The sequence below is a fragment of the Tenacibaculum jejuense genome (assembly GCF_900198195.1).
GTDB lineage: Bacteria > Bacteroidota > Bacteroidia > Flavobacteriales > Flavobacteriaceae > Polaribacter > Polaribacter jejuensis.
In genome coordinates, this window is sequence record NZ_LT899436.1 from 3,705,204 (window position 1) to 3,717,921 (window position 12,718).

General features: G+C 28.3%; 9 protein-coding genes. 3 read left to right on the forward strand and 6 right to left on the reverse strand.

Going from position 1 to position 12,718, the window contains the following annotated elements:
• The first annotated feature begins 197 nt into the window (after positions 1 to 197).
• Positions 198 to 983: an SDR family NAD(P)-dependent oxidoreductase gene (locus AQ1685_RS16135; RefSeq protein WP_095073866.1), complete on the forward strand. Its 786-nt coding sequence runs from the start codon at positions 198 to 200 to the stop codon at positions 981 to 983.
• Positions 983 to 1,957, forward strand: coding sequence for an NAD-dependent epimerase/dehydratase family protein (locus AQ1685_RS16140; RefSeq protein ID WP_095073867.1), 975 nt, complete (start codon positions 983 to 985; stop codon positions 1,955 to 1,957). Before AQ1685_RS16135 ends, AQ1685_RS16140 begins: the two co-directional genes overlap by 1 nt.
• A 76-nt stretch (positions 1,958 to 2,033) precedes the next feature.
• Here the strand turns inward: AQ1685_RS16140 and AQ1685_RS16145 are convergent, their stop codons facing one another.
• The 6 genes from AQ1685_RS16145 to AQ1685_RS16170 form a co-directional block, all read right to left on the reverse strand.
• Positions 2,034 to 7,754: a T9SS type A sorting domain-containing protein gene (locus AQ1685_RS16145; protein WP_095073869.1), complete on the reverse strand. Its 5,721-nt coding sequence runs from the start codon at positions 7,752 to 7,754 to the stop codon at positions 2,034 to 2,036.
• Positions 7,755 to 7,878: 124 nt separating this feature from the next.
• Positions 7,879 to 8,205, reverse strand: a complete 327-nt coding sequence (locus tag AQ1685_RS16150) for a hypothetical protein (protein WP_095073871.1) — start codon at positions 8,203 to 8,205, stop codon at positions 7,879 to 7,881.
• Positions 8,202 to 8,810, reverse strand: coding sequence for a fumarylacetoacetate hydrolase family protein (locus tag AQ1685_RS16155; protein WP_095073873.1), 609 nt, complete (start codon positions 8,808 to 8,810; stop codon positions 8,202 to 8,204). The genes AQ1685_RS16150 and AQ1685_RS16155 overlap by 4 nt, the downstream gene beginning before the upstream one ends.
• A gap of 30 nt (positions 8,811 to 8,840) precedes the next feature.
• Entirely contained in the window at positions 8,841 to 9,710 is an 870-nt protein-coding gene (gene purU / locus AQ1685_RS16160; RefSeq protein ID WP_095073875.1) for a formyltetrahydrofolate deformylase, read from the reverse strand.
• Between the two features lie 32 nt (positions 9,711 to 9,742).
• Positions 9,743 to 10,399, reverse strand: coding sequence for a hypothetical protein (locus AQ1685_RS16165; RefSeq protein WP_095073877.1), 657 nt, complete (start codon positions 10,397 to 10,399; stop codon positions 9,743 to 9,745).
• Positions 10,400 to 10,513: 114 nt separating this feature from the next.
• Entirely contained in the window at positions 10,514 to 11,353 is an 840-nt protein-coding gene (locus tag AQ1685_RS16170) for a 1,4-dihydroxy-2-naphthoyl-CoA synthase (protein WP_095073879.1), read from the reverse strand.
• A 125-nt stretch (positions 11,354 to 11,478) separates the two neighbouring features.
• Between AQ1685_RS16170 and AQ1685_RS16175 the strand changes: the two genes are divergently transcribed.
• Positions 11,479 to 12,708, forward strand: coding sequence for an alpha/beta hydrolase (locus tag AQ1685_RS16175; RefSeq protein ID WP_157730261.1), 1,230 nt, complete (start codon positions 11,479 to 11,481; stop codon positions 12,706 to 12,708).
• Positions 12,709 to 12,718: the final 10 nt, after the last annotated feature.

Sequence of the window (12,718 nt, forward strand, 5' to 3'; positions counted from 1 at the left end):
TTTCAGCAAATTGTATCCTAATTATTTATTAAACTTAGTTGTTTTCTTGTTTCGAAAACATTTCAAGAATACATTTGCAATCAACCAAAGACAAAAATACTCACATATTTTCTAAACGTTTTGTAAAAAATGATTAAAAATCATTGATTGTAATGTAACTGAATACGATGTGAATAGTCTTTTCTGAAAAACCAATAATGAAAAACAACTTTGCTTTAATTACGGGAGCTAGTCAGGGACTAGGTTTGGCCTTAGCTGAAGAACTAGCTAAACAAAAATTCAATCTGCTTTTAGCTGCGCTTCCTAATGAAAATTTAAGTGATACTTCTGAAAGAATAGCTAACGATTTTAATGTTACTGTTGATTATTTTGAAGCAGACATGACAGAAAAAAGCAATGTTATAGCACTTGGTGAATGGGCTAATAATTATAAGGTATCTATTCTTATTAATAACGCCGGAAGTGGTGGTTCGAAACGTATTACTGAAGTTTCTTTAGAATATATTGAAAAGATTATTCAACTGAATGTGACATCAACTTCAATGTTGACCAAACTTTTACTTCCTAATTTAATCGAAAGTAAAGAAGGATATATTATGAATATTTCTAGTATGGCAGCTTTTAGTCCGATGGGATATAAAACCGTTTATCCTGCATCTAAAAAATTTATCGATCATTTTTCAATGGGACTTAGAGAAGAATTAAAAGATAAAAATGTTTCGGTTACTGTTGTGTATCCTGGACCAATGAAAACAAATGATGAAGTTACTTCTCGAATTGAGAGTCAAAGTAAATTTGTAAATCTTGGTGTAGTTGAACTTGATGAAATTGCAAGAATGAGTATTTCTAAAATGTTTAAAGGTAAAAGACGTGTTGTTCCTGGTCGATTAAACAGAATTAGTAAATTTATTTTAAGCGTTTTACCGTCTAACACTAAAATAAAGATGTTAAGTAATGCCATGAGAAAAGAAATTCAAGCCTAATGAGAGTTTTAGTTACTGGTGCTAATGGTTTATTAGCCACAAATATTATCGCAGTTTTACTGAAAAAAAAATATCATGTTATTGGTTTATTACGAAATGAAAAAAGTTTTGCTTTACCAACTCATGAAAATTTAAAACTTCATATTGGTGATATTACCAAAAGTGAATCTTTTGAATCTATTTTACCTGAAATTGATTGTATTATTCATGCAGCTGCTCTTACCGGGCAGGATATTATAGATTACAACATATACAAAAACGTAAATGCGACAGCTACAGCAACATTATATAAAAAAGCGTTACAGCATAATATTAAAACCTTTGTATATATAAGTACAGCCAATTGTTTTGGTTTTGGAAGTTTGAATGATTTGGGAAATGAAAAGAAACCTATTCGTTTTCCTTTTTCTAAATCATTATACGCTAAAAGTAAACTAGAAGGACAAGAAAGGATTCTTCAACTTGCAAAAGAAAACTCTGAAACAAAACTTGTGACGTTAAATCCAACTTTTATGATTGGGTCTTATGACACAAAACCTAGTTCTGGGAGATTAGTTTTAAGTGCACACAACAAAAAAATTATTTTTTATCCTCCTGGAGGAAAAAGTTTTATTAATGTAACTGATGCCGCTAATGCTGTTGTTAATGCTATAGATTTAGGTAAGCATTGTGAGAGTTATATTCTATGTGGAGAAAACTTAAGTTACAAGGAGTTTTATAAAAAAGTTACGCATCAACTCGAACAAAAATCATCTTATATAAAAATTCCTAAGTTTTTATTATATGGTATTGGTTACTTCGGAAACTTACTGCGCTTTTTTAAGATTAAAACAGATATTTCTTTAACTAATGTTCAAACACTTTGTGTGAATAATTATTATTCGAATCAAAAAGCTAAAGAGGAATTAAAACTTGAACAAAACCCTATTGAAAACGGAATTTCAGAAGCTATTGAATGGTTTAAGTTGAATTAAATCATTTTCAAACAAAATAAAAAAAGACTAAGAGTATAAATTCTTAGTCTTTTTGGTTAAATACAGTAGTTGACAATTATTTTTTTACAAATCTTTTTACGCCTACTTTATTATCTTCTGTAATAATTTTTAAGATATATATTCCTTTAGATAATCCTGCTACATTAATTTTTCGATTATTTGTTTTTAAAATACTATTCCCTAGTATTGAATAAATTTCAAAATCAGCACTTTGAGTAGTTTCTTTAAAATCAATTGTAATTGTATTAATTGCTGGATTTGGGTATATAATAATGTTATCATTAAATTCTTCGTCTACAATACTTGCTGTTGAAGTACAATCTCTATTAAAAGATGCTGTGGTATCTTTTCCGAAACTCCAATTCTCATTTGCAAAAGCTACATCATGAACTTTAATACATGTTAATTCTGAATTATTAATCGTATTGAAAATATCGAAAGCATAATTCTCACCTCTATCCAGATTCAAATATGTTAATTTATTATTTGAGCAATCTAGGTTCTGGATTGAAGTTAATGATAAATCTAACTCTTCTATAACATTATCATTACAGTATAATGCTGATAACTTTTGATTTGAAGAAAGATCTAATGTTTCTATTTGATTAAAAGAACATGTAACATCTGTCAAGTTCGTATTTTTAGATATATCTAAAACTCTTAAACTATTTGTATTACAACTTAGCGTTGTTAACATTAGATTATTTGACAAATCTATTTCTGTAATTTGATTAGTATCAAAATAAAGCGTGTTTAATTTTGTATTATTAGTAACATTTAATTCCGTTAAAGAATTACCAGTACAATATAAATCCTCTAAGTTTACATTATTAGACACATCTAAAGTTGTTAACTCATTAAGTCCACAAAACAAGTCTGTTAATTTCGTGTTTTCAGAAACATTTATCGTTTTTAATTTATTAGAAGAACAATGTAAACCGATAATGTTGATAAAAGCTTGAATACCTGTTAAATCTTCAATTTTTTCACCTACTCCATCAAAACCAACACGAATTACACCCGTAAAAGATACTGCTTCAGTTATTTGAATTTCATCATCACCGTTGGTATTTATGTTGGTGTTTGATAATAAACGTCTTTTAAAATTAGTATCTGGTATGTATACAACTTCTTCTGGAATATTACATTCTTCATTGTATGTCGCTGTTACGTCTTTTCGCCACAAAGTATTTCCAGAAACAATAGTTACATCATCTACTTGAATACAAGTTAAATTAGGATTTAATAATGCGTTAAATCTCTCAAAATCTATATTGTGTCCATTTTTAACATTTAAGGTTACTAAATTATTTCCACTACATGTTAAATCTACTAAGCTTGTATTTCTAGAAACATCTAAATTCGAAAGTTCATTGTCATTACAACCTAAACTTATTAATTGTAAGTTATTAGAAACATTTAATGTTGTTAAATTATTTTCTTTAACATTTAATCTCTCTAAATTTTGATTATTAAATGTATTTAAGCTTGATAGTTCATTAGAACCGCAATACAGTTCTTCTAAAAATGTATTCTGTAATAGAGATAACTGCTCTAGTTTATTTGAAAAACAATTCAAATATTTCAACTGGCTATTTTCAGAAACATTTAAACTTTCCAACATATTATAACTACACGTTAAGTGTGTTAATGAAGTATTGTAAGAAACATCTAAACTTGATAATTCATTAGAACTACAATCAAGAGAAGTTAATACATCATCTCTTTCTACATTTCCTGTTGAAGAAACTTTAAATACAGCCAAATATGTTAACTCATTTAAGTGACAATCTAATTCATTTAACACTTTGTTTTTAGTAACATCTAGTGTGTTTAAACTGTTCTTACTACAATTTAAATACGTCAATAAAACATTTTCTTCAACATTCAATTCCGTTAAATTATTATCACTACAATTTAAACTCGTTATATCTGTAAAAAACGAAATCCCTTCTAAACTATTGATATTTGAATCAGAAACATCTATTATTCCTGAGAATGCTTTAGCCTCTGCAACTTGAATTTCATCATCTCCGTTTGTATTGATATTCGTATTCAATAATAAACGTCTTTTAAAATTAGTATCAGGTATATAAACAATAGCATCGGGTAATACAGAACAATCTTCGCTATAATTAGCCGTAGCATCCTTTGCCGTAGACCAATTCTGATCAAAATATACTTTATTATCTACTTGAATACATGTTAAATCTACATTATTCGACAAGAAAAAATTATCTAAAGTTGTATTGTAACCACTGCCTATTATTAAGGTTGTTAAATTGTTATTTGAACAATCGAAATTAGTTAACTTCAAGTTAGACACATTTAACCTTGTTAATTCATTTCCATTACAATACACATCAGTCAATTCATCATTTGAAGAAACATCTAAAATCTCAATAAAATTATCAGCACATACTAAAAAAGACAAAGCAGTATTTGATGAAATATCTAACTCAGTAAGCCTATTATTAAAACATGATAAAGAATTTAATAAGATGTTTTTAGAAATATCAATAGTATCAATGTTGTTATTATCAAAATTTAATGATGTTAAATTTATATTACTAGAAATATTTAAACTAGTTAATCTATTATCACTACAGTTTAATCCCGTAATAGCAGGGAAATATTCTATTCCTTCTAAATTATCAATACTTAAATTAGAACAATTAATAGAGCCTGAAAATGATTGCGCTTCTGTTACTTGAATCTCATCATCTCCATTTGTATTTATAGCTGTATTACTAACTAAATAATCTTTAAAGTTAGCATCTGGTATAATTACAACAGCATCCGAAGAAATGTTACAATCTTCTCTATATTCTGCTGTTGCATCTTTTAAAGTACTCCAAGTATTATCTGAATACGTTTTACTATCTACTTGGATACAGGCAAGATCTAAATTACCTGTAACATTTATATTCGTAAAATTAGCATTATTCCCGTTTTTAAGGTTTAATGATTCTAATTTATTCGATCTACAAAGCAACTCTACTAATGCTGTATTTTGTGATATATCTAAATCTGTCAATTCATTATTACTGCAATAAAGAATTCTTAAATTCAAATTGTTACTTACATCTAAAGTAGTCAAGTTATTTCCTTCACAGCTAAATCCTAATAAAGAAGTATTATTAGTTAGATTTAATTCATCTATTTCATTAGATATACAACTAAAAACAGATAGTGATGTATTCATAGAAGTATCTATAGTCTGCAAGTTATTATTATTAGCAAATAATTCCTCTAATTTTAAATTTCCAGTTATATTGATTGAGGTCAACTCATTTTTTGAACAATCTAAACTAGTTAATTCTGTATTATTAGATATATCTAAAGTTTGTAAATTATTGTCATCTAGAATTAACTTTTCTAGCTTTAAATTTTCTGAAAGGTTTACAGATATTAATTCATTTCCCGTACATTCTAAATTAATTAATTCTTTATTGTTTGAAACATCTAAACTAGTCAAATCATTATATACACATTTTAGACCTGTTATTTTTTCGAAAGCTTCTATTCCTGTTAAGTCAGATATTCCACTACTTGTTGTATTTATTTCTCCAGTAAAAACTAAAGCTTCACTAACTTGTATTTCATGATCATTATTGGTATTTATTTCATTATTTAACAATAGAACTCTTTTAAATTCATCATCTGGAATATTAACTACAAGTCTTGTGTCTACACAATCAATACTAAAAACTGCTCCTCTATCTTTCTTCAATCGCCATTCACTTACAGCATATTCTCTATTATCAACTTGAATACAAGCGTATGTTTCATTATTTGAAAAATCAACATCATTATCCTTTAATTTTTCGTTATTCCTATTTTTAATATTAATAAAATCTAGTTTGTTGTTTGAACAATTTAAATATTCTAATTTCCTGTTTTCAGACAGATCTAAAGATGTTAATTCATTACCTCTACAATTCAAGACTTTTAAGTTGATAAAATCCTCTATACCTGTAAGTTCCTGTATACCTAAGTCACTAACACCTAAACTTAATACCTGTTCCGCTTCTACTAATTGGATTTCTGAATCTCCATTAAGATTAACGCTGTCATCTGTAATAAGTGCATTCTTAAAAATTGGATCAGGAATAGAAACTATTAAATCATTATAATCACATGTCGAATTAAAACTTGAAGTACTATCTTTAATCCAACCTAAACTTTCTACATAATCAGGACTATCCACTTGAATACAGGTTAAATTTGGATTACCAAAACTATTAAACCTAGCGTCAATTTGTCCGTTTTTTCCATTCTTCATATTTAGTCTTAATAGTTTATTATTTGCACAATAAACTGTAGTTAATGATGTGTTTTTAGATAAATCTAAATTTTCTAATTCATTATTTCCACAAGACAAAACTTCTAGATATTCATTATGTTCAACATTTATTTTTTTGATTTTGTTTCCGATACAATAAAATTCTTTTAAATATTTGAATGATTCTATACCATCTAAATTTTCAATATTTTTATTATTTACATTAATTGAACCTTCATAGTACTTCGATTCTAAAATTTGAATTTCATCATCTCCATTTAAATTTATCTCTGGAATATTTAATAAAGCTGACTTAAAACTTGCATCTGGTATATCTATAAAATCTCCCTTACCTACACATGACTCTTCATTTAAACTTGCATTTAAATTCACCAAACTACCTCTATGTATACCACTAAATTCCTGAACATTATCTACAGCCACACACGATAAAAAATCATTAGGTGCTATAGTTATTTTACCCCTCTCTATTTCAGAATTTGCACCATTTTTTAAGTTTAAAAATACTAACGCATTATTTTCACAATTTAATTCTTTCAATAAAGTATTTTTTGATGTATCTAAATACTCAATTGTGTTATTACTACAATTAAGCTTTTCCAGTAGTATATTATTATCGACATTTAGAATAGAGATAGAATTATTTGCGCAAGACAACGTCCTTATATTATAAAAATATTCAACACCAGTTAAGTCACTTATACCTAAACCATCAAGAAGCAATTCTCCTGTATATGATTCTGCTTCATTTTTTTGAATTTCAGAATCACCATTAAGATTAATTAAATTATTTCCTACTAAGAAAGTTTTGAAAATAGGATCAGGAATATGCAAATTAGCATCACAATTGGTAGAAAATGTTCCCTTAAAGCTAGAAGAAAACTGCCAATGACTATATCTTTCTTCTCTATCTTGTTGTATACACCCTATATCTGTAGTATAAAATGATGCTCTTAAATTTGAGTTATTTCCATTTTTTAAATTCACCCAATCCATATCTTTATTGTTATCTAAAGCGAACTCTTCTAACAATAAGTTTTTAGATAAATCTAGATGTGAAAGGTAACCTCCACCACAGTACAATAATTTTAAATTAATGTTCTTACTAACATCTAAACTCTTTAGACGAGAATTGTGAGAACATTTTAAAACTTCTAATTTTTTTAAATTGAAAAGTACTTTATCGAGATATTCTATATCGTTAAAATCACAATTAAGTTTTGTTATATTTTCAAAAGCTTCTAAACCTGTTAGATCTGTAATCCTTTCGCGTCTTGAAATATCTATTTCACCTGTAAACAAATAGGCTTCACCATATTGTATTTCTCCATCTCCATTTACATCATGGTTATAGACTAAAAATTCTTTAAAAACAGGATCTGGAATGTTAACGATTTGATCTGGATTTTGGCAATAAATAGAAATATTCGCCATAATAGCGAATATAAAAACATAGTAGTTTTTAAACATAGCACTTTTTTTGATTAATATTACAAATCTAATATAATTTAGAAAAGATTCAACTAATCTTACTTAAAGTTTTTGTTAAGAAAAAGAAATGCTAGATTTTAAACTTTAATATAAATAATCACTATTAATTTTCACCTATTTCATTTATTGCTTCTTCAGCTTCTACATTTTTACCTTTCAACCAAGTCTTTTCTAAAATAAAATGTAATACTATAGAAATTAAAACTCCAATTAAAAAAGTTAATAACCGATGAGTTTCAATATTTATATTATCTGAAATCACACTTAAAAATGTATACAACAATGCATTAATAAATACAAATCCCATGAAAGCTATTACGCCTACTAAAGTGTAGACTAGTCTATTCTTATCATACTTTTTAGCTAATCTATAAAAAGACCAACTTATAGTTATTAAAATTATGACAAATAAAATAGACATTAAACTCATTTCACTTTAATTTGAAACGATTGTTTTCCTTCTATAGTTCCGGTTAAGATATCATTCTCTTCAACTTTTCCTACTCCAGCTGGAGTTCCTGTAAAAATAAGATCTCCTTTTTTCAATGTGAAATATTGAGAAACATATGCAATTAATTCATCAATCTTCCATAACATTGATGATGTATTTCCATCTTGAACAATTTCCTCATTCTTTTGCAATTGGAATGATAAATTTTCTAAATCGAAATCTTCTTTCGGAAAAAACTGCCCTACAATTGCACTTCCGTCAAATGCTTTTGCTTTTTCCCATGGCAATCCTTTTTCTTTACATACAGCTTGAACATCTCTGGCTGTAAAATCTATCCCTAAACCAACAGTATCATAATATTTATGAGCAAATTTTGGTGAAATATGTTTTCCTACTTTGTTAATTTTCACTAAAACTTCTACTTCGTAATGAATCTCATTAGAAAATGGAGGTATAAAAAAAGGAATGTTTTTAGGAAGTATTGCAGAATCTGGCTTTAAAAAAATCACTGGACTTTCAGGTTTTTCATTCGCTAATTCTTCTATATGCTTTGCATAATTTCTACCAATACAAATTATTTTCATGTGGTTTCTTTACTTAATTTTATATAAATATTATTCTCCAGATTCTGGAAAAACAATGGCTCTATTATCTGAAACAATAATTTGATGTTGTAAATGACACTTTACAGCCTTTGCCAAAACTAATCGCTCAACATCTGCTCCAATTTGCTTTAGTGTTTTCGGAGTACTCTCATGAGTAATTCTTTCTACATCTTGTTCTATAATTGGACCTTCATCCAAATCAACCGTTGTATAATGTGCAGTCGCTCCAATTAATTTCACACCTCTTTCATATGCTCTTCGGTAAGGATCTGCTCCTTGGAAAGCTGGTAAAAAAGAATGATGAATATTAATAATTCGCTGAGGATATTGATTAATAAAGTTTTCTGAAAGAATTTGCATGTAACGCGCCATAACAATCAAATCTACATTATGCTCAGATAATAATTGAATTACTTGCGCTTCTTGCTCAGCCTTTGTTTCTTTTGTAATTGGCAAATGATAATAAGGCACACCGAACATATCAGCTATCGGTTTTAACTTATTATGATTACTAATAATTAAACTGATGTTACAATCGATTGCTCCTTCTCTTTGTCTTTCCAACAAATCATACAAACAATGACTTGTATGAGAAACTAATATTGCTACATTCTGCTTTTCACTATCGTAATGAACCGACCAAGTACACTCTAAAACTTCTGCTAGATTAGAAAATTTATCTTCTAGATCTTTTTTAGAAATCCCAACATCTTCAGCATCTAAACGAATACGCATATAATAACGATCTGCAATTCCATTTACATACTGTTGACAACTTAAAATATTAAAACCTTCTTCATAGAAAAATGAAGTAAACTTTGCGACAAGTCCTTTTTGATCAGGACATTTGATTAGGAATGTTACTATTTGTGATTTCATCAGAAATAATTATTCCTCAAAATTATTAATTTCTATTTTCTTTTCTCTACTATTTTCAATTTCCTTTTCCAGTATGCAATATAAAATGATCCAATTATTGTTGGAACAATCCAAAAAACGAAACTTCCTAATCCAATTCCTGCGACAATAAAAGCTGTTACAGAAGCAATAAATGCTCCAACCATTTTACTTACGTGATTAGACAACCAACCGTTATTTCTAATCTTTTCAAACTTTCTGAAAAATAAAAAGTCCCCGATAGATAAAGACACTCCAAAACCTCCAAAAAACACAAATAATAGAAATCCGTTTCCAACAGTTAATAATCCATAAGTCCCAAATAAAATCATACCTGCAGAAATAATTAACATAAAAGCGGATACCGTTTTATCTAAAATATTTGCTTTTTCTTTAGTCTTAGATTTGAAAGACAACATCAATTTACCAGAAACTACTAAATACACAGTAAACAAACCAATTAAAAAGAGAAAAGGATTTTCGTGATTAGGAAGGCATGCTATCACTAAAGAAATTAAACAACTAGTAATCATACTAATTGAAAAGAGTTTTCCTAGTTTTTTATGATTTGAGTTTCCTTTTTTTACAAGAATACTACCTAAGCCAGATATTAAACCCAAACCGCCAAAAAAAGCATGTATATAAATAAAAATCTTAATTGTTCCTTCCATTATTGTTTGATTAATTTTTATCAAACTTAACTGAAGAAAAAACAATTAAGATTTTTTTATTACCGAATTGATTAAAATAAAGGATGAATTGTTATTCTCCTAAAATTTTATCTACTATGGAATCCATTTTTTCTCAAAACTTGGCTTTCTTTTTTCTAAGAACGCATCTCTTCCTTCCTTAGCTTCATCTGTCATGTAAGCTAAACGAGTTGCTTCTCCAGCAAAAACTTGTTGCCCAACCATTCCATCATCCGTTAAATTCATGGCAAACTTTAACATTTTGATTGATGTTGGTGATTTTGCTAAAATTTCTTGAGCCCATTCGTAAGCTGTTGATTCTAATTCATCGTGAGGAATCACTGCATTTACCATCCCCATTTCATAAGCTTCTTGAGCAGAATAATTTCTTCCTAAAAAGAAAATTTCTCTTGCTTTTTTCTGCCCTACCATTTTTGCTAAATAAGCAGAACCGTAACCTCCATCGAAAGATGTTACATCAGCATCTGTTTGTTTAAAAATAGCATGTTCTTTACTTGCTAAAGTTAAATCACAAGTCACATGAAGACTATGTCCTCCACCAACTGCCCAACCAGGAACAACAGCAATTACCGCTTTTGGCATAAAACGAATTAATCTTTGAACTTCAAGAATATTTAAACGATGATAACCATCTTGTCCAACATAACCTTGATGACCTCTTGCCTTTTGATCTCCCCCTGAACAAAAGCTCCAAATTCCATCTTTAGTAGACGGACCTTCAGCAGATAATAAAACAACACCAATTGATGTATCTTCGTGAGCATCTCTAAAAGCATCTAATAATTCAGCTGTAGTATGTGGTCTGAAAGCATTTCTAACATTTGGTCTGTTAAAAGCAATTCTAGCCACACCGTTATGTTTCTTATACGTGATATCTGTATATTCTTTTGCAGTTTTCCAGTCGATGTGCATCATAATTTGAAAAAAAATTCGTTATTTACAAAAGCAAAAATACTATAATTATAGTTTAGTAGTTCAGTACTAAATAAGAAACACAAAATATGTCGATTAAAAATTTACTTGTATTAACTATCTTATTTTTGAATCTCACTATTTTCTCTCAAGGAATTACAAATAAAAAAGTAAATTCTGTAGAGTTTAACAGAGATCGTAATATTAAATTGTATGTTCCAGAAGAACATGATCGTGATACGATTAGAAAATATCCTATTGCAATTGTTTTAGACGATGATTACCTTTTTGACATTTATGTTGGTAACTCTAAAATTTATGCTAATGCAGATTTAACTCCGAAGCAAATTGTTGTTGGTGTAGATGTAGATTCCAGAAAAAATCAAGATGTTTCTGTAGTTACTAAAAGTGGAAACTTAACCTCTAATGCAAAAAAGTTTTACAACTACATAAAAAAAGAATTACTTCCTTATTTGGAAGCAAACTATAGAACTTCTCCTTATTTAACTATAGTAGGAGATCAAGATGCTGGTAATTTTCTACTTCATTTTTTGAAAGAGAAAAATCCAATTTTTAATGCCTACGTTTCCATTTCTCCTCGACTAACTGATCAAACACTTCGTTTGATGAGTACTTTTGATTTGAAACGCTTAGATGAAATTGATAATCAATTTTACCTGTATGTAAGTTCGAATCCATATGAAAAAAAGGAGCGTAAAGATTTACATCAACAATTACAAACAGGATTAGAAGCTTTAAAAACAGAAAAACTTCATATTGCTTTTAATGATTTTAAAAATGAAGCCAATAAACCTACCGCGCTTGTAAAAGCTTTACCTGATGCTTTTAGTAATATTTTCGGATTATACCCAAGAATATCAAAACAAGAATACGAGGAGAAAGTAAAAGATCTTGAACCTTTAGATGCTATTAAATATTTAGAGAAAAAATACTTAGATATTGAATATTTGTATGGTACAAATTTAAATGTTCGTTTTGAAGATATATATACAATCGAAGGTATTGTTATTGACAAACAAGATGGTGATTACCTTAGAGTTCTTGGAGACTTTGTAATGATTAAGCACCCTGAATCTCACTTAGGAGAATATTATGTAGGAAAATTCCATGAGACCGGTAAAAATTACGAACAGGCATTATTCTATTATAAAGAAGCTTATGGAAAAATGGAACTTTCAGATCCTAATGCTGAAGCTTTTTATGAAAATATCATTCGTATAGAAAGTGCAATGAAAAATGCTCCTAAAGAAGAACCTTTACCTCTAGAAGATGCTCCTGAAGAAGATCAAGAAGAGGAAGATAATAATGAAGATGACGATAACGAAGACAATAAATAATATCAATTTG

What these genes read in the sequence shown, in the direction of transcription:
- AQ1685_RS16135 (WP_095073866.1), top strand. Translation starts at nt 198, where the DNA reads ATGAAAAACAACTTTGCTTTAATTACGGGAGCTAGTCAGGGACTAGGT.
- AQ1685_RS16140 (WP_095073867.1), top strand. Translation starts at nt 983, where the DNA reads ATGAGAGTTTTAGTTACTGGTGCTAATGGTTTATTAGCCACAAATATT.
- AQ1685_RS16145 (WP_095073869.1), bottom strand. Translation starts at nt 7,754, where the DNA reads ATGTTTAAAAACTACTATGTTTTTATATTCGCTATTATGGCGAATATT.
- AQ1685_RS16150 (WP_095073871.1), bottom strand. Translation starts at nt 8,205, where the DNA reads ATGAGTTTAATGTCTATTTTATTTGTCATAATTTTAATAACTATAAGT.
- AQ1685_RS16155 (WP_095073873.1), bottom strand. Translation starts at nt 8,810, where the DNA reads ATGAAAATAATTTGTATTGGTAGAAATTATGCAAAGCATATAGAAGAA.
- purU (WP_095073875.1), bottom strand. Translation starts at nt 9,710, where the DNA reads ATGAAATCACAAATAGTAACATTCCTAATCAAATGTCCTGATCAAAAA.
- AQ1685_RS16165 (WP_095073877.1), bottom strand. Translation starts at nt 10,399, where the DNA reads ATGGAAGGAACAATTAAGATTTTTATTTATATACATGCTTTTTTTGGC.
- AQ1685_RS16170 (WP_095073879.1), bottom strand. Translation starts at nt 11,353, where the DNA reads ATGATGCACATCGACTGGAAAACTGCAAAAGAATATACAGATATCACG.